The following is a 25,427-nucleotide window of genomic DNA, read 5'->3' as shown; positions in this document are numbered from 1 at the left end:
GCGTTGAACAAAACAAACCTATCGGCAGTCAAATTGCACTGCCGACAGGAGCTCGTCATTCCTTAAAAATTCATATCGTATATATCCTTGGTGAAGACCCAAGTGTCCTTATTCTCTTTGTACCAATTGGCATAGAAGTCCTCCACCTTCTGTCCATTGGATTTGCTCCACAGCGATTTCGCATCCTCGACAGCCTTCTCTACGTTAGCCTTGCCGCCTCCAACAATTGCCTTGCTCCATAGATCGGAGATTGGTTCGCTGGCATTCGACACGATAAACTGAATATCCTCCGGCAGTCCAGGCATATACTTGGTCACCTCAGGCAATGGGCGATCCTTGTTAATATAAAGCTGGTAGGCTTGATTCAACATATCGTATACTTCCTTGTCGAACGGATCGGATTGGTCCAAATCATCCATATACTTCGAGAATTCATTGATAATATGCTGTGCGCCTAACATACGGAAGTCGCCAAGCCAGCTTACTTCCTTCTCATACTTCTCCTGATCAAGCGTGACTTCCTTTCCATCCTCCAGCTTATAATGGACGCCTTCGAGACCGTACTTTAAGGTATGAGCTGTTGCTTCGCTGCTCATTAAATCCACAAACTTCATAATGGACTGCGGGTCATCCGCCTTGGCATTAACGACGCCTGTCATTTGAACCGGGTCATTGAAGAAGGGGCTGAACTGGCCAAATTCACTGCTTGGCAATGCGATGACGGCCAGCTTGGCATTCGGGTTATTCTGCTTTAATATCTCGTAATTGTTGTACACCTGTACGGCATTGCCCATATAACCAAACATCATCGTCTTGCCCTGCAAGAAGTCCTGCAGCGCTTTCTCTCCATTCTTATCCGTCAAGAAATCCTTATCGACCAAACCTCCGTCGAACAGCCTCTTCTTGTAGCTGGTTGCAGCCGCGACTCGATCCCAATCCCGCACCATTTCACCATTATCAATAATCCATGTAGTGTTCTGAAAAGCGGTATCCATCCAGCCATATCCGCTTAAATTCGTGCCATATGCGTCCGGATTCTTGTCGACGAAAGCCTTCATCACTTCGTAAGCATCTTCCATAGTTGCTGGAACTTGCATTCCTAAGCTGTCCAGCTGGTCTTGTCGAATAAACAGGTAAGCGCCAGGGATATAACCAAGCAGCCGCCCAAATTCATACAGCTTGCCGTCAGCCTTCGTGCCCAATTGCCTTAGAAGGGGGAATTCATCAAGAAGCTTCTTATAATCCACACTATACTGCTCGATCATATCGTCAATCGGCATAATCTGCTTCTGCAGATACAATTGATTGCGGAAAGCGCCATCATAATCAAGAATTAAATCAGGTCCATCTCCAGCTGCCAGCAACGCATTAAGCTTCTGAACCGATTCCCAGCGCGGAACGGGGACATAATCAACCTTAACGGTTTCATTAACCCAATCCGTCCACAGATTTTTCTCGGCTGTTCCAATTTCCGGCGGAATGTTTCCGCGATCATACATTGTGACCGTTATTGGCTTTAATTGTTTGGCAGGAGCTTCCGCATCATTCCCGCTTGTCTTTGAGTCATTATTATTATTGCTGGAGCATCCTGCAAGAACGAGCGAAACGGCGAGCAACAAGCCAAGCATCACCACAAATGATTTCTTAAGACGATTATTCAACATGAGTGCCTCCCTATATTTCTATTATTTCATATCTAACTAACCCTTAATAGCGCCAATCAGCATTCCCTTGATAAAATACTTTTGCAGGAATGGGTAGACAATCAGCATCGGTATGATCATGACAATGATGCCGGCCGACTTTATCGATTCCGGTGTAATCGATTTGAAGTCCTCAGGAGATAAATTCCCGATTTCTTGAAGAATGGATTGACTTTGAATCATCTGCTGTACCATGACAGCCAAATTCTGCTTATCGGCCGAGTTAATGAAGATAAGCATGTTGAAGAAGGAATTCCAATGACCAACCCCGTAGAACAACCCGAGCGCAACAATAACAGGAATGGATAGCGGCAGAAAGATGCGCCACAATATCGTCCATTCTCCCCCGCCGTCCATTCGGGCTGATTCTACCAGCTCTTCGGGGATATTCGTGAAGAACGTGCGCATAACGAGCATGTTATACACGCTTACGAGACCCGGGAGCCAGATGGCCCCGTATGTATCAATGAGTCCCAGTGATTTGACCAGCAAGTAGCCCGGAATTAATCCGCCTGAGAACAGCATCGTGAACACAATCGCCAAGGTAAAGAAACGTCTGCCATACATATAACCTCGCGATAAGGGATAGGCGCATATAATGGTAAAGATCAGGTTGAGGATCACGCCTACTAACGTAATCACAATACTGTTTTTCAACGCAGATATAATTCTTGTACCGTCCAGCAGCTTGTCATAAGCCTGACTCGTGAATCCAACGGGCCACAAACCTACCTTGCCAGAGAAAATAGCCGACTGCTCGCTGAAGGACAGCGCGAAGAGATGGATCAGCGGTAGAATACAACTGGCTGCAAAGAGAATGAGCAGGATGCTATTCACGTTAATTAATATCTTATCTGCAAGAGAATCTCTCAAGCTCCATACCCCCCTACCATAATCCATTGTTAAATCTTCGTGCGATCCCGTTGGCCGCAAGCACGAGGATCAGACCGACCAAGGATTCGAAGAAGCCGAGCGCGGTCGCTAGGCTGAATCGCCCGCCATTAATTCCCACCTTATAGTTCCAGGTGGAAATAACCTCCGAAATATTGGATACGACAGCGTTCTGCAGAACATACACCTGGTCGAAGCCAACTTCCATAATGTTCCCGATGGATAAGATCAGAATAATGAAGATAACAGGTTGAATCGCTGGAAGCGATACATGCCAAATTTGCTTCAAGCGGTTGGCCCCGTCCAGGCCGGCAGCTTCGTACAAGGACTGATCCACCGCAGAAAGCGCGGCCAAATAAATAATTGCCCCCCAGCCTGCGCCTTTCCAAATGCCGGAACCAATGAAGATCGTCATCCAGGATCCTGCCCTGTACAGGAACGGGAAACTGTCTCCGAACAATAATTTCACGAAATAATTAATGATTCCATTCTCTTGCGCGAAGATCGTTATAATGATACCCCCGACAATAACCCAGTTGAGAAAATGCGGAAGGAAAACCGCCGTCTGTACACTCTTCTTAAACCAGTTGCTTCTTACTTCATTGATCATAAGCGCGACGATAATGGGAAACGGGAAACCAATGACAAGCTGCAGAATGCTAAGCACCAGCGTGTTTCGCAAAATATTCACCATATTCGGATTCGTGAATAACAGCTTGAAATTGTCCAGCCCTACCCATGCGCTTCCCCAAATGCCGTCGGTGAAATTATAATTTTTGAAAGCGATTATGAGACCGGCCATCGGAGCGTATTTGAAAATGGCGAAGTACACGATAATCGGTATAAACATAATGAATAAAGGAACATTATGCTTCAATCTTCGTTTGTTAATAGTCATTTGTACCCCCTCACACTTCCATTTGGCTGCAGCCATCTCTAATTATTGGGAATGATTCCACATTGATCAAGTAGCACATTTTTTTATACCCACATTTTTTAACTGACGCCCCTTTTCTCATGGAATTGCGCTCTCAGACTGGAATTACACGTCTACAATACCTCACTTTGCAACCCTTGCTTTGCAAAAAAAAGTCACCTCTGCAAGAAAGGTGCTGCCCCTTCTGACTTCGAACAGCCTATGTGTCAAATCTCATCTCTCAATTTACCAAATGCTGTTTATCATGTATTCTTGTCGTTAATGGATTGAATGGCAGGGGAGTGGGTCTTTTGATTTACGAACGATTCAAACATGTAATACGAAACTATTATTATGGACTGATAATCGGAATATTTGTCATATTCGGGATTTATCTGTTTCTGAGTATGAATGAATCGCTTCAGCCTCAAGCGGAACATGGCCTCGTGGACTTAAAGGAATGGGACTTGGGGGAAGATGGCATCCTTTCGTTAAATGGAGAATGGGAGTTTTATCCGAATCACTTGTATGAGCCGCAGGATTTCTCCCTGCATCCATCATTGAGCCGGGAGTATTTGTATGTGCCGAGAGGCTGGCATTCTGTCGACGAATCCGGCAATAAAAGCTCTTTTGGATACGCCACCTATCGTTTAAAAGTGACTCACGTTCCCGCGAATGAACAATTGGGTATCAAAGTGATGGCCATTCGGGATGCATCCAAAGTCTTTGTTAATGGCAAGGAGGTTTTGACTTCCGGACGTTTAGGCGCTTCCAGGGAGGCGTATCAACCGAAGAACATTCCGATGCAGGCATTCTTCACCGCTGGTCAAGATTCCCTTGAAATTGTGATCCAATCGGCGAACTATGAATATATCTCCAGCGGCATCGGCCGACCGATCTATCTGGGGTACGCAGAGGACATTTTGATCAACACCAAGCGGAATATCATGCTGGAAACGGCAGCTACGGCGTTGTTTTTCATTTTTGGCATCTACTATTTGACGATATATTGGATGCTTCGCCGGGACACGATGTATGCTTATGCAGGCGCGGCGTTCCTTGTTTATGCTATCATGATTTCTTTACTGGGCGAACAGATCGTCATGCAAGCCTTGCCCCATGTCAGTTTCTTTCTATATTTAAAGGTGACGAGCATCATGATATGCTCCATTGTTCCGCTCGCCGCGAGTTACTTCCTGACCTTATTTCGCGACTTGAAATACAGCAAATTACTGTCTATCCCCATTTTTCTCTATGGCGGATACGTTGTGAGTATTTTAATACTTCCCGCTCATCTTTACTTTTTAGCCTTCCCCCTTTTTATGCCGCTCGTAGGCGTGTTTTTTGTGGCCATGTGGCTCGTCGCGCTGATTCTGGAATATCGGGGCATTTTCGGTACATTAAGCAAAAATCAAATGCGCATGGCCGTCATCATTCTTCAAATCGTAGCTCTATTGGTTACGGATTCGACTTTTTACTATTTGAGCATCAAAAACAACGATTCCTTTGCCTGGACGACGACATTGCTTCTGGCTTTATGGATCGCGCTGCTGTTAGCATACAACCATTTCCAGTCTTATTTGACATTGAACAGGCAGAAGATGCAATTAATGAAAGTCGATGAAATGAAGGATGACTTTCTGTTCCGCACCTCGCATGAATTAATGACCCCGCTGCACGGCGTGATCAGCATCTCGGAAGCTCTGCTCAAGAACAAGCAAAACAAGCTTGCGCCGGAAGTAGAACACCAGTTGGAATTCATACATGCTACTTCTTACCGATCCGTGAACCTGATCAATGATATTCTGGATCTGGCGCGGATTAAAGAAGGCCGCCTGCGGATTGTGACGGGAAAGGTCAATCTCCAAACCGTCGCGAATGCGATTTCTGCTATTTTTCATCATTCCTTGCTGAGGAAAGGGAATCAATTCATCATTCACATTGGCGAACAAGCACATCATATTGCGGCAGATGAGAATCGAGTGTTCCAGGTGCTCTCGAATCTGGTCAACAACAGTATAAAAAACACATTGCATGGTTCCATCCGCATGACCAGCGAACGGCATAATGAGAAGATCAGAGTATATATCGAGGACACGGGAGGGGGGATCCCTCTCCAGGAACAAAAGCATATCTTTCAACCGTACGTACAAGGCACAGGAGACCTGGGCAGTAGAGGTTTGGGGCTCGGACTGTCGATTTGCAAAGAACTCATGGAGCTGATGGGCGGGGAGCTGTCGCTGGATCACTCGGAAGTGAATAAGGGCACGCGTTTTCGCTTGATCTTCCCTGCCTTTTCCGCTCAGAATGTGCGCGACTCCGCTGAATATGAAGAAGCGGCATTTAAAACAGCCATTACAGAAGAAGACAATGCAGCACCTCCCGCCGAACCCGACAGAGCTAAAGCGCGTTCCAAAGTGCTCATTGTTGATGATGAAGCGATCAACGTGGAAGTGCTGGCTTCCTTGTTGCAAGCCGAAGGCTACGAAGTGCGGGAAGCCTTCAGCGGAGAAGAAGCTTTTCACTTTATTGACGAATACAAACCCGATATCGTGCTGTTGGATGTAATGTTGCCCCGGTTGTCCGGTTATGAGGTCTGTCGCAGGATCAGAGAAACGCACTCTTTACTGGAAATGCCGATTCTGTTCGTCTCCGTGCGAAACCGTCCCGAAGATGTAGCGGCGGGTTTGGCTGTTGGAGGAAACGACTTTATTAACAAACCGTTCGATTCGGGAGAACTGAAAGCGCGCGTCCAAACGTTGCTGTGGATGAAGCAGTCGTATATCAATGCCGTACGAAACGAGATGGCTTATCGACAATCACAAATCCGACCTCATTTTGTGTTCAACGCCCTAAACGCGATCGCTTCCCTGTATGAAACAAACAGTGAAAAAGCGGCGGAATTGCTGAATAGCTTCAGCCAATACTTGCGCATTATATTCACATTGGATTCTACGCGGGACATGATTTCCCTTCAACAGGAGATGGACTTGATCGAAGCCTACATAGCTATTGAACGGGCCAGGTACGGCAATCGGCTGAAGATGAACACAGACATTGATGAACAATTATATGCTTGCCAAGTCCTCCCCCTGATTATCGAGCCGCTGGTTGAAAATGCAGTATTGCACGGAATTGCAAAAAAGAACGAAGGCGGCGAAATCACGCTTTCGATCCATCTGGATCATGAAAAAATAAAAATGGAAGTAAACGACACCGGCGTGGGGATGTCAGAGGATGATTTGGCTAGAGTCTTGAATCAGCATTCCAGCGATGGCATCGGACTGCACAACATTCAAGAACGGTTGAAAAACATGGAGGGAAGCTCCTTTCATATTGAAAGCCAACAAGGAGAGGGAACCCGAATTACGATCTATTTCCCTCTTATTTATTGAATATAAATGAGGAAACGTCCCGCCACGTTCTCCAAACTATTCTACTCCCGGCATCGAAGCTCGAAGCAGAGTTTCCATGTCGGCAATCGGTATGGCCAAGCCGGCCTCTATCCTTTGGTCTCCATGCTCGATATTGGCAGTGGCGTATACAACGGCAATGACTTTACCATACTCGTTAATGACGGGAGAGCCGCTATTGCCGCTATAGACCGGAGCATCAAGAGCCAAGACCGGCGTCTGACGACCTCGAATCGGGACCAAACCGATGATAGTGCCTTCAATAGCGATTTGCGTGAAATAAAGCGGATTTCCAATCACGTAGATAGGTTCATCAGGCTCCCATGATGGCGTGTTGCTCCGCTCCATTTCCATAAACGGCAGCCGTTGATCTCCGATATCCACCTTCAGTATGGCGATATCCAGCTCGGAATCACTACCCGACAGCTCTGCTTTATAACTCTGATCTTGCTCCGGGAATTTCACTATCATATAGTCGGCATCTTCGATCACATGATTGTTAGTCACAATGTAGCCGTCATTCATATGAAATCCCGTGCCTTTGCCTTTGTCCGTGCTGACTAAGACAACGGCTTCTTTATAGCCTTGGATATCAGCCTGGCTGGATAATTTCTCGGAATGGAACAAGAGGGGCAGCGTCCTCATATTGTAGATTTGCGGCCAGAATGCCAATATATTTCCGACAAGAGCGGCTACAAGCAGGATTATAATCGTATTCCTTATCCATTTCCCTCGGCTCGCCGATGAATCTCCGTCATCCTCGTCCACTTCCGCTTCCGCTTCAAAGTCCCACTCCTCGTCCGCATACGGGTCATAATCTTCGCTTTCTTGCCTATCATTAGGATTCGGAAGATCCTTGTTGCGATTCGAATGATTTTCCATGCGCATCCCTCCGTTCTCGCTGTAAGCTTGTCCCGTTATTGTAACATCAAACTCTTTGCTTTGTGCGGAATGCGATTTTGCTCCATTATCGTTATAATGAAGGAACAGATTCACGAGAGGTCAAGCTTAGGGAAAGAAAGAGGTTCCATCATGACGATATTGGATTCGAATTCACCAATCAGGCAAAGCGTTGAAGAGTGGCAGGAGTTGATCGCCGACTGCGCCAGGAAAGCGGTGAACAGCCCGTACGACATCAATTATGGCGCAGAAGTGCGATCTATGATGCGCCCCTTCCTATCGGAGTTGACGCCCGCGGAGGCCTGGCTGTTCGAGCTGAACGTCGGGCTGTTCTTGCTTAGCAAGCAATCGACCGACCGTCATTCAGGCTACTTCATCCACATGGCGGCATCCGAGACGATAAATGAGATAGAGGGTCAGCTCCACGACGATTTGGCGCCGGAGATTGCGGTCAAACAACAGGAGCGGCTGCTAGAGACGATCGCCTACATTCGGGAAACGGCGACCCATCAATCATGGTTCCCTCCAGCTTATCTGGATATCTATGCGGAGCTGTGGCTGATCCTGACATCGTCCGCAGCGGACAGCCCTGGTCTCCTCCAGGAGGAGCTGGCGCATTTGACCGAGGAACCCGGCGAGGGTAATAAGCTCTTCCCGCTCGTCGCCCAAGCCTGGATGCGCTTCTGGCTGGGGGAGGATCAAGAGGCTTGGCGGCTGCTGGATGCGGCAACCCGGCATGGGTTAAAGCCCGCTCAGGCATTTCGCTTCCTGCGCTTGCTGGAGAAGAACGGCGATTGGACCCGGCTCCAGGCCTGGCTAAGCCATTGCGCGAATGAGTATGTCGGGCGAACCCCCGGCAGCCTTGACGAATACGGCCGCTATTGGGATGCTGTCGTAGAGAGCCTACCCCAGGCCGAGGAGCGAATGTGGAGCGCGCTCGCAAGTCTGCCTCCCTACTGCAGCAGCCTGTACGATGAGAGCCTGATGCGCTACGGCCGCTGGCGACAGTGGATCGATTATCAGCTTAGCCTCGGCAGCGATCCGCTCGATTTTCGAGCGAAGGATCTGCAGCCCATTGAGAAGGGCGCGCCGGAAGCGCTGCTGCCCTTCTACCACCAAGGCGTGGAGAAGTATGTGCTGTGGAAAAATCGCAACGGCTACAAGCGGGCGGTCAAGCTGCTCAAACGACTGGCCAAGCTGTACAAGAAGCTAAAACGCGAGCAGCGGTGGGAGGCGTACATCGAGACCTTCGCCAGCCGAAACAGCCGATTGCGGGCCCTCCAGGAAGAGCTGCGGAAAGGAAAGCTGATTCCATGACGACAACTACGACTGCTTATAATGTGGATACCATAACGGTTCGAATGATGCTGACCTCGCATGGCGACGCGTTGTTCTTCGCGGACCCGGATTCGCCGCGGGAATGGACCGGACTTCAGCTAAAGCATCGCCTGTTCGCCTGGCATGAACCGTCCTTCTATGGCACCGAGCTGGAACTCGTCAAAGTCGGAGAGCTTGAAGCCGTCGTGCTGCCCGCCGAAGAGGTCATCGCCTTCTTCGCCTCGGAGCAACTCCTCGCGCATATCGAATGGAAGTGGGCGGATGATGCCGCGTGCCTTTCCGCATTGGCGCCTCTCCTCAGCGAGTGCCTGGAGAGGAGGCTCTACGCGCCAGACCTCGAGGCTTATCGCGTAGGCTCCCTGCGCTGGAGCTGGGATGCGGCTGCGGTCGGCGCGGCCTTCGGACAGGCGCGACGCGACGAGCTGGAGCGCGGCGGCTGGAGCGATGAGGCGCGCGAAGGGTTAAGAGCGGCCTTCTCGGCGGCCGTCACGAGCCGTTTCTACGGTTCGGAGGCGGACGAGGCGGAGCTACGCCGGGAGTTTCCGGCTCTGTTCGCGCGCGAGAACGCGGCGGCCCGGGCGGCGGGACTCGACGAAGAGGCCTGGCTTGTGGGAATCGGATGGAAAGCGGATGTCGCGCCGTTCCGCCCCCTGTTGCAGCTCATGGAGCCATGGGAGGGCGACGAGCATTCCCGCTGGCGGCTGCGGCTCGTGCTGCAGGACAAGAGCGATCCGGCCAAGCTCCGCAGAGTGCGGCTCGGCGACGACGGCTCGGCGGCAGGCAAGTGGCCGGGCGCATGGGCGGAAGCGATTCGCAGCCGTTCAAACGGTTGGCTGAAACGGCTGCGGGCCAGCCTTCCGAGTGATCGCCTATCGCGCGGCGAGGACGTGCTCGGCAAGCCGCTTGATGACGATGCTGCCTGGCGGTTCCTGAACGAGGACAGCCGCCGGCTGCTCGGAGCCGGCTGGCAGGTGCTGCTGCCCGCATGGTGGGAAGCCGCCAGCCGCAAGAAGCCGCGGCTGCGCGCGGCGGTGCAGTCGGAGGACGAATCCAATGCCAAGAAACGGGGCGGCGGCAAGTCCTTATTCGGTCTGGAAGCGATTATGAGCTTCAACTGGCGCATCTCCATCGGCGACGCCGACCTGGACGAGGAGGAGTTCGACGAGTTGCTCGCGCGAGGGGAGCGTCTTGTGAAGTTCCGGGACCGCTGGATCGTGCTCGACCCGGCGCTCATCGCCCAGATCCGCCGCATGATGGAAGGCATGGACAAGAGCCAGGGCCTCAGCTTTCAGGATGTGCTGCAATTGCATCTGCTCTCGCAGGGCGAGGCGGGTGACGACGAGGCTGGCGCGACGTCGGATGGCGGCGCGAGTTCATTCAGTGCCGATGATGCCGCCCGCGTTAAGCTCGAAGTCGAGCTGGACGCGCATTTGACCGGACTGTTCGCCAAGATTAATCAGCAGAACGAATGGCCTCGGCCGGGTCCGCCGGCCGGTCTGCGCGCCGAGCTGCGCAGCTATCAGCGGGACGGCTTCGCCTGGCTGGCGTTTCTCCGCCGCTTCGGGCTTGGAGCCTGTCTCGCGGACGACATGGGCCTCGGCAAGACGGTCCAGTTGATTGCCTACTTGTTGCATGCCAAGGAACAGGCGGACGAGGATATGCGGCTCCCTTCGCTGATCGTCTGCCCCACGTCGGTGCTCGGCAACTGGCAGAAGGAGATTTCCCGCTTCGCCCCATCGCTGCAGGTGGCGGTGCATTACGGCTCGGGACGCAAGAGCGGCGACGCGTTCCGGCAGGAGGCGCGCAGCGTTGACGTCGTGTTGACCTCCTTTGCTACCGCCTCGCTCGACCAAGAGACGCTGGCCGCGTTCCAGTGGGGCGCCGTCTGTCTGGACGAGGCGCAGAATATCAAGACCGCCGCGACCAGGCAGGCCGCGGCGGTCAAGAGCTTTCCCGCGCTTCATCGCATCGCGCTCACCGGGACGCCGATCGAGAATCGGCTTGCGGAGCTATGGTCGATCTACGATTTCACCGTGCCCGCTTACCTTGGGTCCGCCAAGGCGTTCCAGGTTCGCTTCGCCGCCCCCATCGAGCGCGAACAGGACGGGCGTCGCACGGCGGAGCTCAAGCGGCTGGTGAAGCCGTTCATGCTTCGGCGCAAGAAGAAGGATCCCGCCATCCAGCTCGACCTGCCGGACAAGAACGAGATGAAGACCTATGTTCCGCTTACCGCCGAGCAAGCTGCTTTATACGACAATTGCGTCAAGGAGCTGCTCGAGAAGCTGAAGGAGCTCGACGGCATCCAGCGCAAAGGCGCGATTCTCGGAGCGCTGACGCGGCTCAAACAGGCATGCGATCATCCCGCTCTGCTGGATGAGGATACGGGAACGGAGGGGGAGGACGGCCCGCTGAACACGGAGGCAATCGTCGTCCGCTCCTCCAAGCTCGAGAGGCTGCTGGCGATGGTCAGGGAGCTCCGCGAGGAGGACGAGCGCTGCCTCATCTTCACGCAATACATTGGCATGGGCCGAATGATTCAGGATGTCCTGCAGCGCGAGCTGGGCGAACCCGTGCTGTACCTGAACGGCAGCACGCCGAAGAAACAGCGCGACCGGATGATCGAACAGTTTCAGTCGCGCGAGCTGCCGCCTTCCGAGCAGCCGAACGTGTTCATCCTCTCCCTCAAGGCGGGAGGCGTCGGGCTGAACTTGACCGCGGCGAACCATGTCTTCCACTTCGATCGCTGGTGGAACCCGGCCGTCGAGAACCAGGCGACCGACCGCGCCTATCGGATGGGCCAGACACGCGACGTGCAGGTGCATAAATTCATCTCGCTCGGCACCCTTGAGGAACGCATCGACGAGATGCTGGAGAACAAGCAGCAGCTAAGCGACAACGTCATCACCAGCTCGGAGAGCTGGATTACCGAGCTGTCGACGGATGCGTTGAGAGAAATGTTCACGCTGCGGCGGGACTGGTCTCGCGATTAGGCAGGATTTGGGCGGATTTTGTGTGGGTTTAGGTTTGTTTGGGTTTCGGGGATTGAGCGAATTGGGCGGATGATTGCCATACTTAGAGAGTGCGTTCAACGCGCAGTCACTCTGTAACGGCAAGTGTAGAGGGCTATCCTGTTAAGGGATAGCCCTCATTTCATTTTATGATACGGTTCTGCGCAGGATCTATAGCGCCAGACCGAAAGATTTTCTTTATCAGACGCATCTTCATCCCAATGTTACACCTGCTCCTCCGCCTCAGCCTGATGCTGGCTTATGAAATCATCAAGCATTGCTCGCACTTCACTTGTAGACTTTGTATTCATTAAGCTATTTCTTAATTCACTTGCCCCGCGGAAGCCGCGGACATAGATTTTAAAGAAACGAGGGATGTGTTTGAATGGCCGCGGTTCCAGCGCTGAATAATGATCATGCAGATCGAGATGCAGCCGCAGCAGGTTAATCAGCTCCTCACTGCTGTGTTCCCTTGGCTCCTTCTCAAAGGCGAATGGATGATTGAAAATACCTCGTCCAATCATAATGCCGTCTACACCGTATTGCTCTGCAAGCATTAAGCCGGTCTGACGGTCTGGAATGTCTCCGTTAATAGTCAACAGCGTATCCGGCGCTATCTCATCACGTAGCTTCTTGATTTCCGGGATGAGTTCCCAATGCGCGTCTACTTTGCTCATTTCCGCTCTTGTCCGCAGATGGATAGACAGATTGGCAATTTCTTGTTTCAAAATATGGGTCAACCAATCGCGCCATTCGTCTATCGCATGGAAACCAAGCCTTGTTTTCACGCTTACGGGAAGTCCTCCGGCTTTGGAGGCTTGAATAATAGCCGCCGCAACGTCGGGACGGCAGATGAGGCCGCTTCCTTTGCCATTCTCCGCTACATTGGATACAGGACAACCCATATTGATATCTATGCCCTTGAAGCCTTGTTTCGCCATGTCGACACTCATCTGACGAAAGAATTCGGGCTTATCTCCCCATATGTGCGCGACGATCGGCTGTTCATCCTCTGTAAACATCAGGCGTCCGCGCACACTTTGGTTCCCGTCAGGGTGGCAATAGCTCTCCGTGTTCGTAAACTCGGTAAAGAAAACATCCGGCCTTGCCGCTTCACTCACGACATGACGAAACACAACATCCGTCACATCCTCCATAGGCGCCAGCACAAAAAAGGGTCTCGGTAAATCATCCCAAAAATGATTGTTCATATTCAAAAACCTCTCTATAGGTAATCAATGATTTTTTTTGCCGAATCTGCCCCGTTCTTCATGCAATCCGAGATTCCTACGCCATAATAAGAGCATCCAGCAAGGATAATGCCTGGGTATACATCAGCCATGATGCTTTCAAGTGCATGGACGCTTCGCGGATGAGTAATCGAATACATTGGCATTTGCCCGGACCAGTCGGTAATCGTTAACGACAGGTTCGGCGGTAATGCCGCCGATGAGCGAGCTGCTTTTCAACTCCGAGAATGGCTCCGTAAGGCTCGAATCGGCTAGAATGGATTCTGCTGCCGTATGCGGAATGCTTAGTACAACATAATCCGCTTCGATCATGTCCTGATCGGCTAAGTGCACATGAAACCGACCATTGTCCTTGTCGATTCTGCTGACTTTAGTGTTTAACAGCAAGTCCTCGGTCAGAGAGGCTTGAAAGGCGTCAATTAGCGCCCCCATACCGTTCTTCAGCGAGAAAAACTTCTTCTCGCCAATCCTAAACTTCTGCTTGTTTGCTTCGAGCCCTTTAATAATGCTTCCGTATTGCCCCTTGTAGTCGATCAGATAAGGTAGTGTGGAGGCAATGATCAAGTCGCTCAAATTCCCTGAATTGACCCCGGAAAGGACGGGAGCAATCTGCTTCTCGACCAGTTCGCTCCCGAGAAAATACTCCAGAAAAGCGCCGACAGAATCGTCCTTCGTAAACGTCTCATTAGGGGTATATAAATCTTTTAGCGCAGCAACTTTGCCCTCTGCCGAGACGAGCTCGCTCCTCGCAAGCGACTCGATATTAGTTTAACATATCCACGAAGGTCTCTGGTATAATCGCCGTCAGGTAAGGTGCTTCTTATTTAACCTTCGTTCGGACCCGAATCGGCAATGATCGGAGCTCCGCTTGCGCACAGTGAATCAATGCATCGGTATACAGTGCGAACATGAATCTCCAGATCGTCCGCAAGTTGTTGCGCCGTCACTCGCTTTCCCGAACGAAGCAGTTAAATCCAGGTAAGTTTATCCGGATTTCGTACAACGAAGATTCTGGCAAACTTCCCACGCTGTAGTTGTATAAAGATAGCACCCACGGCTTCGTCCCCCGAACGGAGTACTAAACCTGTCTCGCCGTTCATAGAGGCAGCCTCGAAGCGAAGCTCCCCCTGAACCGTTTTCTTGAACCCATCAAGCAGGAAATGTGCCACGTGATCACGCATATGTATCGGACGCAAGGCCGCAATTGCTTTGCCGCCTCCGTCAGCTACGAACATGACGTCTTCGGTCAATAGAGACAGCATATGATCGACGTTTCCTTGCTCAAGGGATGTGAGAAACTCGTAAACCCATTCTAAATCGACCGCTTCAGCCGCGATCGTCTCCTTCTCGGATATTCCCATCTTGTTTCTTGCCCGGCTCATTAGCTTGCGGCAATTCGCCTCTTGCTTGCCGAGCAGTTCGGCTATTTCGGGATAATCGAAGCTAAGCGCCTCTCGCAGGACGAAAACCGCCCGTTCTGTCGGCGTCAGCTTTTCCAATAGAACAAGCATGGCGTATGACAGCAGATCACGACGGACTACCGAAGTTTCGAGGGTATCCTCCTCCGGCGTCCAAATTGGTTCGGGGAGCCATGGACCGACGTACATTTCCCTCTTTTTCCGCGCCGACTTCTGCAGATTGAGGCAGTGATTGGTTACCATCTTGCACAAATACGCTTTTGGCTCCTCCAAACGTTCGGGATGTACGACGCAAGCCTTCATAAACACGTCCTGCACCGCATCCTCTGCGTCTACAGCAGATCCCATTAACTGATAGGCCAGCGTGAATAGCAGCGCTCTATATTGATCGTATAGTTCCTCCATTCGACGTCACACCTTCTCTGCATTTTCACGCAAGCCTTCTCGTCATACGCATTTCAGGTTTTCATCTTTCATGAACCCGCGCTATGGTTAACATCATAAAGAAGGGATTTGCTGTTAGCAACCCCTTCTTATATTCAAACCACCCATCAGCGAAACATATTCTTTGATGCGGAGAACTTTCTTTTATCGCCACTCAACGATCTCATCGAGATTTTGTCTTTCTTTTGGACGTTTAGGATCCTCTTGCCGATATCCGAATGCGACCATACAGGCTACACCGAAATCGTTGGCGTTAATGATTCCCTCATTTTGTAAAATAATGGTCACCTGTTGTCTATCAAAGCCTTCAATCGGACAGGAATCAATGCCAAGTTGAGCAGCGGCTGTCATCATGTTTCCCAATGCTATATATGTTTGTTTGCTTGCCCACTCAAATAGGAGACGATCATTATCTTCCAGTTCTTTTTCAATGAAGGATTTATAGTGACTTGAAACATGCTGGACAACTTCTTCAGGCATATGATGAATGTCTTTCAACATTTTGATCACGTAAGCCGAATCATGTCTTAAATCTTTTCTTCCCAATATAACTACAAAGTGGCTGGCAGTTGGCAATTGTCCCTGGGCACCGCCAGTTACTGGTTTTAATTTTTCGCGAAGCGCTGCATCTTGGATCACGACAAATTTCCAAGGCTCGAGGCCTACTGAGCTAGGGGACAATCTTCCTGTCTCCAAAATAAAGTGAAAGTCTTCATCCGAAATCTTTTTGTTGGTATCAAACACCCTACAAGCATGTCTGAACTGGTAAGCTTTTAAAATTTCTTGTTTCTTGCTTTCCGTTCCTATCATGTGGAATCAACCATCCTTTGCTATTTTTTTTAGATGTAAAAAAACTGAATCCGCCGTCCGTCCTTCGAACCCCGGGTCCTTCGCCTCCAATGATTATTCATGTCAAAAACGTTCATCGTTCCTCAGCTCCCTTTGCTTTTGCACATATAACAATATAAGGCTCTGCTTTGTGACATCGGAAACGAAAGAAAAAATGCTGAATGACTTGGAAATTGCTTTTGTTAAATTGTGATTAAAACATTAAACCGTCAGTTTTACCAACTTTTTGGACAGCTCCTTTTTCCACTGCCTTATTGCGCAAGCCGGCACGATATCATAGCCGCCAAATCGCCTCCTGTCAAGAGATAATGCGCTAATGAGCGACATATTGGCGACTCCCCCCTGGTGCTTTCAAAATATGAATGAATTTCCGAGAATGAAGAGCGACATCGCTTTTTCCAATTCACCCGATTTCAGATAAAATTTTATTCAGGTCGATGGGTTGAAAATAGACAGAAATGGAGGATTTGCATGCATAGAGTAGACAAAATCAGATTTATGCTCCTGTACGGTAAAGCGCCTGAAGCCGAATGCTATGGGTACATCGAGTTAAATCAAGATGATCATATGATTGCGCTCTACAATCATTATGGCGAGGAAATAGACATGAATGGCGGACATGAAATGGTTAGGGTACGGACAATTGGAAAATTCGATGACACAGACCTCGATCATTTTTATTCCTTGTTAGAAAGTGATGGTGCAGGATAATTTGCGCAACAAGCTGGCTATTCGGTATCAAGGACAGAACGAAATATACGGGAGGCAAAGATGAGCAAGCAGGTTTACGATACAAGTGGGATGAAGAGAGGGCCGATGTTGGTCGCGCTACTCCTAGGCACATTCATTGCGTTTCTTAGCGAAAATTTACTTGCCAATGCATTTCCTAGCTTGATGCGGGAATTCAACGTTGCCGCTTCGACCATACAATGGTTATCGACGGGGTATATGCTCGTAATCGGCGTACTGGTGCCTGTGACTGCCTTGCTGCAGCAATGGTTCACGACTCGACAGATGTTTATGTCCGCGATGGCATTATTTTTAGTCGGTACCTGCTTGTGTGCCATATCCCCCGGATTCGAAATTTTGCTGATGGGCAGGGTTGTTCAGGCTTGCGGGACAGGATTATTGATCCCATTGGCGATGAATACGATTCTCGCCCTCTATCCCCTGGAACGCCGGGGTGCGGCCATGGGACTCATGGGGCTGGTCATTATGGTCGCCCCTGTCATCGGACCAGCTTTATCGGGGCTGGTCATTGATACCTTACACTGGCGATGGCTATTCTATTTGGTGATTCCTGTCATATTGCTTTCGATTAGTTATGCATTGTTGTACTTGAAAAATGTGACAGAACTAACCAAACCCAGGGTCGATCTTTTGTCCATTGTGATGTCAACCATCGGCTTCGGTTGCATCATCTACGGCTTCAGCCGACCCAATGTCTGGACTGAACCTGAGGGCTGCAGTTTGATTGCCATAGGCAGCTTCTTCTTGCTCTTGCTTGTACGGCGGCAGTTCAAAATGAAGGTGCCTTTAATCGATCTTACCGTATTCCGATATCCCACTTTTTCTTTGGTTGCGGGATTAGTAGTCATCCTGATGATGGTTCTATTCACCGCCACGACATTGCTGCCGATCTATATGCAGGATTTAATGCAGTTGACAGCACTCACGACAGGTTTGCTTCTTATGCCCGGCTGTATTTTAAACGCAATGCTGATGCCAGTAACGGGAATATTATTCGATAAATGGGGACCGAGATTCGTCGTCATGCCCGGATTGCTTATGATCGCCATATCGTTATGGCAATTTGCCGGTCTCAACAGTGATACCGCGCAAAGCTTCGTTCTTTGCAATCATATCCTCTTATTCGCAGGCATAGCGTTCGTCGTCATGCCGGCTCAGACAACAGGATTGAATCAACTTCCGCTTCACTTAGTTCCTCATGGCACAGCCATATACCCTGCATTCCCGCGAAATTATAACGAGGTTTAGCTAAGAAGCCTATAACTACGGCCTTTTCTTAAGTTTCTCTTTCCATTACCCTCCATTCCACGTTATAATTATAACGTGGAATGGAGGGCGATTATGCCGCTCGTATATGTGAAAAACAAGAAAAATGGCGTCACCTACGTCTATGAGGCCGAGAACTATTGGGATAAAGATAAACAGCAATCGCGTAGCCGTCGCACTTGTGTCGGTAAGTTAGATCCGGTTACGGGCGCTTTGATTCCGTCGAAGCGTTTAACGGAGTCCACCTGTTCTGTAAAACGGGGCCCAGTTCCCTTTACCGAAACGAAACGCCTCTATGCAGGCGCTACTTATTTGCTGGATGCGATTAGCGACAAATTGGGCATAGTCGCGGACTTGAAGCAGTGCTTTCCGGATCAATACAAGCAACTCTTGTCGATCGCTTTTTTTCTGATCCTGGAGGATCATAATCCATTAATGCGCTTTTCGAAATGGTCGCTCACACACCGCCATCCGTATGGGCAAGATATTTCTTCCCAGCGCAGCAGCGATTTCTTTGCTTCCATAACGGAAGAAGCAAGGGAGCAGTTTTTTCGTTTGCAAGGACGCCGCCGTGCAGAACAGGAGTATTGGGCCTATGATACCACAACCTTGTCCAGCTATTCGGAAAGCTTGAAGCAAGTCAAATATGGCAAGAACAAGGAACACGATCCGCTTCCGCAAATGAATCTGGCGTTGCTGTTCGGCGAGCAATCGAATTTGCCGTTTTACTACCGCAAGCTGCCCGGTAATATTTCGGACGTATCTACGATTCAAAAGCTTTTGGCGGACCTGGACTTTTTATCGTACAAAAAGATTAAACTTGTCATGGACCGTGGCTTTTACAGTGAAGCGAACATCAACGCGCTGTACCGGCATCATCTCAAATTTCTGATCGGTGTCAAGGTCACGTTGAAATACGTACAACAGGAACTGCAAACGGCCAGACCATCCCTTCACCAGTGGGAACACTTTCATGCTGATTATAATTTATACGCCTACACGAGCACGATCGTATGGCACTACAGCCAAGAGCGACCTTACAAAGGCGACGTGTTGAAAAGTGAGCGCAGAGCGTACTTGCACCTGTATTTTAACAAAGAGAAAGAAACGGACGACGCGAACAAACTCAACCACCTGCTTACAAAGCTGAAAGCTGAACTGGAAAGCGGAAAGCGCGAACCCGCCCATGAGAAGGCGTATGCCAAATATTTTACGATAAAGTCAACGCCCAAGCGCGGAACGGTCGTCAAGGCGAAACAGGAAGCGATTGATGCAGCGGCTCAAAATTATGGCTACTTTGCCTTGCTTAGCAATGAGATCAAAGACCCGATTCAAGCGCTGGCGCTGTATCGCAACAAGGATGTCATTGAAAAAGCGTTTGGGAATTTAAAAGATCGCTTGAGTTTCCGTCGCATGGAGGTATCTTCTGAGCGAAGCCTGGACGGGAAATTATTTGTCGAGTTTGTTGCCCTGATCTTTTTATCCTATCTTAAGAAAGTCATGCAGGAAAAAAACTTGTTCCAACGCTATACGATGCAGGGCCTACTAGATGACTTGGACGTGATTGAATGTTACCAGCGTCCCGGACACGACCTACAGTTCGGTGAGATTACGAAACGGCAGTTGGATATTTATGCGGCTTTAGACGTCTCGCCTCCAACCTCGTTATAATTGGGGGGGGAACTTAGGATATACAATACGCTCCAACAGATTGCCGGGGGAATTGGCATCGCTTTGTTCGTTGGCATCATGTCATCCGGAGCCAATCGTTATCTCCGCCATTCACTCGATCCCACTGCAACGCACGAGAAAACACAAAGCGTGATTGCCGGTTTGCAAATCGTTTTTTGGATAACATTTATTCTCGCCATGCTTGCTTTGGTGCTGGGTTGGTTTATTAAAAAATCATCCGTACATCATGAGAATGACTCCTTACATGCAAGGAATGAGAGCTGACCGAATGACAAGGCTCACTTCAAAATACCTCGATAGGACAGACGAGCTCGAGTTGCAGGTTTGCAAATACAGCCCAAATGAATGATACTCAAAGCAGAGGATATCCGACCACACTCATTATACACGCAGGAGGGATACCATTGCAGCAACGCTTTAATGAATGGATCAAGCATGACGTAAAACCGCTTCTTGCTGGATATGGCTTTTCCAAAAAAGGATTATGCTTTAGCAAGTCATCGGGCGACCTTATTTACCTGATTCAGTTCCAAAAGTCTCGGGGCAATTCAAAGGAGCGTATTCGGTTTTATGTGAATTGCGGTATTTATGCGGCAGAGCTGGCCCGCTTACAGACAAGGGAGGTTCTGGAGGCTCCACAGGAGGTAGACTGCCACTTCAGAGAAAGAATGGAGGAGCTGGCCTCGTTTGCCCCGGATCACTTTGAGCTGGAGGGCGACAGCAATCAGGACGACCTGCTTGCAACGCTGCTAGCCGGCTTGAAGGAGGTCATTCAGTTCTACGACACGATACCAAATGCCCGGAAGATTGTAGACTATTATACGGCGGGACCCTATCTGCATCTAGGCGAGGAAAGTCTGCGTTTGCTGCTGCAAGCCAAGGACATCGAAGCGGCAAAGCGCTATGTAAGCGCCTTGCGGGACAAGCATGGCGCAGAGAGTCGCTGGCGCATATTCGAGGAAAAATACAAGGCGATTTTTACGCAATATCAAGTACCATTTGCCTGACTCTCATACGGGCTGCGCGTCATGATGACTTGGAAAAATGGGCAGACATTCAGAGGACGGGCTGCTATAATAAGTCCAGCCTGCTGTTTCGACACAGGATTAAAGAAGAGGAGCGAGCGCATATGATTTTAATTACGGTTCCAAATCCGGATGTGACAATATACAAGCAACAGGAGCCAAAGCTCAGCCATATTTGCGGCTTTACGGATTTTCACCTTATATCGCGAGAGGAGGGGGGCATCTTTATGTTCTATAATGATCAGGACGAGCTATTGTTTGTTGGCAAGGCGCGCAAGCTGCGGCCCCGAATCAAAAAGCATTTTGAGGACTCCGTATCCGTGATCAAGAATCATCGGGAAGAAGTTGCCAAAATCGAGGTTTGCCTTGTACAAAGCCCTGTACATAGAGAAATCTATGAAACCTTCATCATTAATGAGCATAAGGCCAAATACAATGTTGATAAGGTTTTTTACAAATAGAAGGATAAGCTATCGAAGTCAACGCTCCCTAACGACACAAGCTTCTGAAGCGTCGTAAAGACCTATTAGCTTAATGGGGAGGGAGCCTTGCTGGATTTTATTCCGATTCATCGCTTAGACCTTTTATAAAGTCGAGATGCTTAAATCCCCAGTTGCACATGTCTGTCAACACCGGAGCCAGCGTTTTTCCATGATCGGTCAAACTATATTCCACTTTTGGAGGGATCTCCTGATATACCCTGCGTTCGACGAGCCCATCCCGTTCTAGCTCCCGAAGCTGATTCGTCAGCATACCCTGCGTAATAACCGGCAGCATCCTCCTCAGCTCTCCGAATCGCTTGGTTCCCTCATGCAGTAAAATAAACAGAATCAAAGGCTTCCACTTTCCGCCAATAATATCCAGTGTCGCTACTATGCCTTCCGTCGTCTTATCGACGTGAGTTTTTAACCGCAATAACATCAGCCCCCATGTATTTCAAGATACCCGCACACCTATCTCCCCTAACATTATCAAAATATCTCCCGCGCCGATAGTACTCTTTATTCACGTACTTAGTACGATCTAACGGACCACACCTCAAGTACTGCGCCATCTATGGTATGGAATGATGGACTATGTACGAATAAAATGCGTACTTTTCAAGATTTTAAATATCTCGGATAATCATAGGTGTAAAGAGGAAGTATCCTGGCCAACCTTGGACAACCAAAATAACAGTAAGGGATGATGGTCATGAAATCGATGGTAATTGTAGCACATCCAAACCTGAACAAATCCGCATGGAATTATGCGCTTCTGAGCGAATTGAAACAACAGCCGAATATACACATCCGTGATCTGTATCAAGAGTATTCGAATTGGAATATCAACGTCGAACGAGAACATCAATTATTGATCGAATTTGACCGGATTGTTTTTCAATTTCCATTCTTTTGGTACAGCTGCCCGCCGCTTTTAAAAAAGTGGTTTGACGATGTACTGACATTCGGTTGGGCGTTCGGACCCGGAGGCGACAATTTGAGGGGCAAAGAATTTATGATCGCAACGACAACAGGCGGCTCGGAAAACGAATATCGCGCAGGCGGCCGTAACTGGTTCACCATAAGCGAATATATTCGGCCGATTCAGAGTACCATTACCCGGTGTAATGGTACGTTCCTGCCAGCCTTTGTATCCTATAGCCCATCTGCTGGAGCTCTCAAGGACGAAGCCAAGCGATATGCGGAATTTGTCCAATATTCTCAGACGAAGCTCGCACAATGAAGAAGTGATTTGTAGCTCTCATTACTTGTGGTAGGGTTCTCCGCGCTGTCTGTAACGGCAAGTATTAGGGCCATCCTTATCCGACTGGCCCTTTCTTTGGTCTCGCTTTACTCGGCTATCGTTGCTCGCTTATTCAACGCATCCCTAAGCGTTGTTTGCTAAGTTTCTTAAGCTATTCCTGTCATGTCAGCTCCTTGGAGATGTTAACGGGTTTATGAGCGCAGGTAACAGAACGCCATCGATTAGCCCCGTAAAGAGACTCGTGTCGAACGGTTTATGCTGAATGAGCCCGTAATAGGAAGCCATTGACGTAATAACCTGGCAAGCCATTTCAATGTCTGCATGAGCAGAAATTTCACCGCGGATAACAGCTCGTTGCATGAGCTCACGGTTTGCAGCGATCCATGGCTCAAACACTCCCGATATTCCCGTTTCAGCAAATTCCGGATGCTGCAAATAGGAGCCCAGGCCCGCGAGAACTCGAAATTTGCGTTCTTCCTCCTCGATCGATTGCGGCTTCAATAGTGTAAGCAGATCGCCGCGCAAGGTCCCAGAATCGGGCAAGGAGTCGAGCTCAAGATGATTTCTACTCATCCAGGTCAAGGCTTCTCGGACTAACTCCGACTTGGAGGACCAACGGCGGTACACGGTCGCCTTTCCTGCTTTCGCTCGGGTCGCGACCATGTCCATTGTCATGCCATCGAAACCCGCTTCAGCGAGTATGGCGATGGCCGCCTCAAGGATTATTGAATCCCGCGTGTGATCTCGCTTGCGACCCAACTTTCGCGCAGGTTCCAATACTTCGTTGGGCACTTGGGAGCCGGAGGATGTTGCTTTCTTCATATCATTCATGATTTATCTCCAATTAAAATGAACTTATTAGTTTCGGAACTTGACAGTTCCGTAAATTGAATGCTTTAATTTGATTATCCCACATTTAACAGGGACTTTAAAGGAGGTTGTCATTATGCCTACAATTCTCATAACAGGCGGACACAGCGGAATCGGTCTCGAATGCTCCAAACAACTCGCCTCAGATTATCAGCTTAATCTAGTTCTAGCAGGACGCAACTTGGAGCGAATTGAACCAGTTGCTAGTGAACTTCGTGCAACCTACGGTGTAAAGGTAAGTATTATTAAAATAGATACATCCTCTCTGGACTCAGTAAGATCAGCAGCTGCGCAATGCCGCACTATGCTCAACAATGGAGAGATCGATTCCCTTCAGGCGATCATTTGCAATGCCGGAGTACGGCTCAACGGGCCCGTCTCCTACACCAGTGACGGTTACGAGGAGACATTTGCAGCCAACTATTTAGGACATTTTCTACTGGTTGAATTGTTGTTGGACAGCATAGCGAATCATGGTCGCATTGTATTCACAGTAAGTGGAACGCATGATCCTGATACGGCAGACGGTAGAATGATGGGCGTTGCTTCAGAACATAACGCAATGGATTTGGCTAATACGGGTAAATATGGTAAAAAACCAGTTTCTTCTGGTAAGCTCTATGCAACTTCAAAGCTATGTATGATACTTCATGCCTATGAGTTGGACCGTCGGCTAAAAAAATCTGGCAGTTCGATCGCTTCTATTGCGTATGATCCCGGTGCTACTCCGGGAACTGGATTCCTCAGAGAGATGCCAAAGCCCGTGCAGTGGCTAGCTGATAGATCTTTTATGAATTGGATTTTCAAGCGCCTCGGTATTACGATTGGGAGCGTAGACTTTTCAGGAAAGGCTCTTGCTAAGATTTCTGCTGATTCTGCTTATGCCAATGGATCAGGGAAGTATTTTCAATCAAATGACGGCAGCTTAATCGAAAGACGTTCTTCTACATTATCATATGATAAAAAGCGAGCACTACAATTATGGAATGATACAAAAATGCTCGTCCATTTGGAACCAAATGAGGAGCCTATTCTACTCCGTTGACGATACGACGGAGTAGAAATTCCCTAAGCTAGGGAAAAGAAAAGATTCTTCTTTCAAATCTAATTGAGACAGAACTGGTTAGAAAGATCTTTCATGGAGAGCATGAGCTAATCATCTCTCAGGATTTGAAGGAAGCTGTTCAGATGTTGTTCCAGAAAATATCGTAGAGCGGCTAAGTGAACTAAATATCCAGTGTGAACAACTGGAATGCCGGAGAACAGAGGAGAGCGGCAACTGATGTACAGCACTTCTGACCCCGTCCCTCTCCAGCAAGTACGGCAGACTCTCGCCCAGTTTCAAAGCCTACTCGAAGAAGCACCTCCCGAAACGCAGAAGACGCTTCTTCAGACCGTGGTCAAACAAGTCCACATGAAGGACAGACGCAAAGTCGCCGGAATAGAGCAAGAGTTGACCCGACCATCCAAAAGCATTTTTCTGAGCCGGCCCCATCCTCCAAACTAGCGGAGGGGCTTTTGCTTTCCGCGAGCAAAAGCCCCTTCAAGGTACCGCCTCTTTCTGTGATCCCAAAAAGCTCTCAGAAGCCCGTTTGTGCCGACTTTGCCGTCTAGCGTGGCCCATCCTGAACCCATGCCGGGCAAAGCGCCTTTCCAAGCCTGCTGCGGGATTTTCCGAAAAAACTTGCCGCTACTTGTGGTACGGTTCAGCTTAACGGGTCTATCGGCGAAAAATTCGTTGCTGTGCGTAGTTTCCAATTGCTTTAGCAAATTAGAAACAACAATAGAAACCCATTTTGGTCGGTTATGAACGTGCAGGGTATAAAAAAACCATATATAACCAATTGTTCGAATTCCTGAATCCGTGATGCCTTCGTTGCGGACTCTACTAGGATCTCCGAATTATGGAAAACAAGTTTTGAAATTTAGTCTATTCCGTCATTCACAT

20 protein-coding genes and 1 pseudogene are annotated in these 25,427 nt (G+C 49.2%); 10 read left to right on the top strand and 11 right to left on the bottom strand.

The window, feature by feature from the left end; translation table 11 throughout:
• Positions 1 to 62 precede the first annotated feature (62 nt).
• Genes HFP08_RS11620 through HFP08_RS11610 form a run of 3 tightly spaced genes read right to left on the bottom strand, consistent with a single transcriptional unit; the run spans position 63 to position 3,492 of the window.
• Positions 63 to 1,664, bottom strand: a complete 1,602-nt coding sequence (locus tag HFP08_RS11620; protein ID WP_168120771.1) for an extracellular solute-binding protein — start codon at positions 1,662 to 1,664, stop codon at positions 63 to 65.
• A 36-nt stretch (positions 1,665 to 1,700) separates the two neighbouring features.
• Positions 1,701 to 2,576 (bottom strand): carbohydrate ABC transporter permease, encoded by an 876-nt coding sequence (locus HFP08_RS11615; protein ID WP_168120770.1) that lies wholly within the window; start codon positions 2,574 to 2,576, stop codon positions 1,701 to 1,703.
• 13 nt (positions 2,577 to 2,589) lie between these two features.
• The gene (locus HFP08_RS11610) at positions 2,590 to 3,492 is read right to left on the bottom strand and encodes an ABC transporter permease (RefSeq protein ID WP_240941305.1); all 903 of its coding nucleotides are present in this window, start codon (positions 3,490 to 3,492) and stop codon (positions 2,590 to 2,592) included.
• 1,232 nt (positions 3,493 to 4,724) lie between these two features.
• Here HFP08_RS11610 and HFP08_RS11605 point away from each other — a divergent pair.
• Positions 4,725 to 6,905: an ATP-binding response regulator gene (locus tag HFP08_RS11605; protein ID WP_168120768.1), complete on the top strand. Its 2,181-nt coding sequence runs from the start codon at positions 4,725 to 4,727 to the stop codon at positions 6,903 to 6,905.
• Between the two features lie 36 nt (positions 6,906 to 6,941).
• Here the strand turns inward: HFP08_RS11605 and HFP08_RS11600 are convergent, their stop codons facing one another.
• A complete protein-coding gene (locus HFP08_RS11600; protein WP_168120767.1) occupies positions 6,942 to 7,805 on the bottom strand; it encodes a S1C family serine protease in 864 nt (287 codons plus the stop codon).
• 150 nt (positions 7,806 to 7,955) lie between these two features.
• Between HFP08_RS11600 and HFP08_RS11595 the strand changes: the two genes are divergently transcribed.
• Together HFP08_RS11595 and HFP08_RS11590 are read left to right on the top strand one after the other, a co-directional pair.
• Positions 7,956 to 9,140, top strand: coding sequence for a hypothetical protein (locus tag HFP08_RS11595; RefSeq protein WP_168120766.1), 1,185 nt, complete (start codon positions 7,956 to 7,958; stop codon positions 9,138 to 9,140).
• A complete protein-coding gene (locus HFP08_RS11590) occupies positions 9,137 to 12,151 on the top strand; it encodes a DEAD/DEAH box helicase (RefSeq protein ID WP_168120765.1) in 3,015 nt (1,004 codons plus the stop codon). Before HFP08_RS11595 ends, HFP08_RS11590 begins: the two co-directional genes overlap by 4 nt.
• A gap of 242 nt (positions 12,152 to 12,393) precedes the next feature.
• Here the strand turns inward: HFP08_RS11590 and HFP08_RS11585 are convergent, their stop codons facing one another.
• The 5 genes and pseudogenes from HFP08_RS11585 to HFP08_RS11565 form a co-directional block, all read right to left on the bottom strand.
• Positions 12,394 to 13,380 (bottom strand): tRNA dihydrouridine synthase, encoded by a 987-nt coding sequence (locus HFP08_RS11585; protein WP_168120764.1) that lies wholly within the window; start codon positions 13,378 to 13,380, stop codon positions 12,394 to 12,396.
• Positions 13,381 to 13,518: 138 nt separating this feature from the next.
• A complete protein-coding gene (locus HFP08_RS11580; protein WP_240941326.1) occupies positions 13,519 to 14,181 on the bottom strand; it encodes an FAD-dependent oxidoreductase in 663 nt (220 codons plus the stop codon).
• A gap of 65 nt (positions 14,182 to 14,246) precedes the next feature.
• Positions 14,247 to 14,387: pseudogene (locus HFP08_RS11575) on the bottom strand (HTH domain-containing protein); the annotation flags it as partial.
• Complete coding sequence (gene sigJ, locus HFP08_RS11570; protein WP_168120763.1) at positions 14,388 to 15,242, bottom strand: RNA polymerase sigma factor SigJ; 855 nt, start codon at positions 15,240 to 15,242, stop codon at positions 14,388 to 14,390. It abuts the pseudogene before it with no gap.
• 183 nt (positions 15,243 to 15,425) lie between these two features.
• Positions 15,426 to 16,091, bottom strand: coding sequence for an NAD(P)H-dependent oxidoreductase (locus tag HFP08_RS11565; RefSeq protein WP_168120762.1), 666 nt, complete (start codon positions 16,089 to 16,091; stop codon positions 15,426 to 15,428).
• A gap of 510 nt (positions 16,092 to 16,601) precedes the next feature.
• Between HFP08_RS11565 and HFP08_RS11560 the strand changes: the two genes are divergently transcribed.
• The 5 genes from HFP08_RS11560 to HFP08_RS11540 all read left to right on the top strand — a co-directional run bounded on the left by HFP08_RS11560 (position 16,602) and on the right by HFP08_RS11540 (position 21,324).
• On the top strand, positions 16,602 to 16,841 hold the full coding sequence (locus HFP08_RS11560) for a hypothetical protein (protein WP_168120761.1): 240 nt from the start codon (positions 16,602 to 16,604) through the stop codon (positions 16,839 to 16,841).
• Between the two features lie 60 nt (positions 16,842 to 16,901).
• Entirely contained in the window at positions 16,902 to 18,128 is a 1,227-nt protein-coding gene (locus HFP08_RS11555) for a DHA2 family efflux MFS transporter permease subunit (RefSeq protein WP_240941303.1), read from the top strand.
• A gap of 93 nt (positions 18,129 to 18,221) precedes the next feature.
• Positions 18,222 to 19,817 (top strand): IS1634 family transposase, encoded by a 1,596-nt coding sequence (locus tag HFP08_RS11550; protein WP_168120760.1) that lies wholly within the window; start codon positions 18,222 to 18,224, stop codon positions 19,815 to 19,817.
• Positions 19,818 to 20,242: 425 nt separating this feature from the next.
• The gene (locus HFP08_RS11545; protein ID WP_240941298.1) at positions 20,243 to 20,845 is read left to right on the top strand and encodes a DUF4304 domain-containing protein; all 603 of its coding nucleotides are present in this window, start codon (positions 20,243 to 20,245) and stop codon (positions 20,843 to 20,845) included.
• A 122-nt stretch (positions 20,846 to 20,967) separates the two neighbouring features.
• Entirely contained in the window at positions 20,968 to 21,324 is a 357-nt protein-coding gene (locus HFP08_RS11540) for a nucleotide excision repair endonuclease (RefSeq protein WP_168120758.1), read from the top strand.
• A 97-nt stretch (positions 21,325 to 21,421) separates the two neighbouring features.
• On the opposite strand, the gene HFP08_RS11535 is transcribed toward HFP08_RS11540, so the two are convergent.
• Entirely contained in the window at positions 21,422 to 21,778 is a 357-nt protein-coding gene (locus tag HFP08_RS11535; protein ID WP_240941297.1) for a winged helix-turn-helix transcriptional regulator, read from the bottom strand.
• 279 nt (positions 21,779 to 22,057) lie between these two features.
• On the opposite strand from HFP08_RS11535, the gene HFP08_RS11530 reads away from it, so the two are divergent.
• Positions 22,058 to 22,588, top strand: coding sequence for an NAD(P)H-dependent oxidoreductase (locus HFP08_RS11530; RefSeq protein WP_168120756.1), 531 nt, complete (start codon positions 22,058 to 22,060; stop codon positions 22,586 to 22,588).
• A 186-nt stretch (positions 22,589 to 22,774) separates the two neighbouring features.
• Here the strand turns inward: HFP08_RS11530 and HFP08_RS11525 are convergent, their stop codons facing one another.
• The gene (locus HFP08_RS11525) at positions 22,775 to 23,440 is read right to left on the bottom strand and encodes a TetR/AcrR family transcriptional regulator (RefSeq protein WP_168120755.1); all 666 of its coding nucleotides are present in this window, start codon (positions 23,438 to 23,440) and stop codon (positions 22,775 to 22,777) included.
• Positions 23,441 to 23,555: 115 nt separating this feature from the next.
• Between HFP08_RS11525 and HFP08_RS11520 the strand changes: the two genes are divergently transcribed.
• The gene (locus tag HFP08_RS11520; protein ID WP_168120754.1) at positions 23,556 to 24,524 is read left to right on the top strand and encodes an SDR family NAD(P)-dependent oxidoreductase; all 969 of its coding nucleotides are present in this window, start codon (positions 23,556 to 23,558) and stop codon (positions 24,522 to 24,524) included.
• The last annotated feature ends 903 nt before the right edge of the window (positions 24,525 to 25,427 follow it).

The organism is Paenibacillus sp. HB172176 (assembly GCF_011947265.1).
Classification (GTDB): domain Bacteria; phylum Bacillota; class Bacilli; order Paenibacillales; family Paenibacillaceae; genus Pristimantibacillus.
Note: the sequence above shows the minus strand (reverse complement) of the source record. Positions and strands in the feature narration are given on the sequence as shown.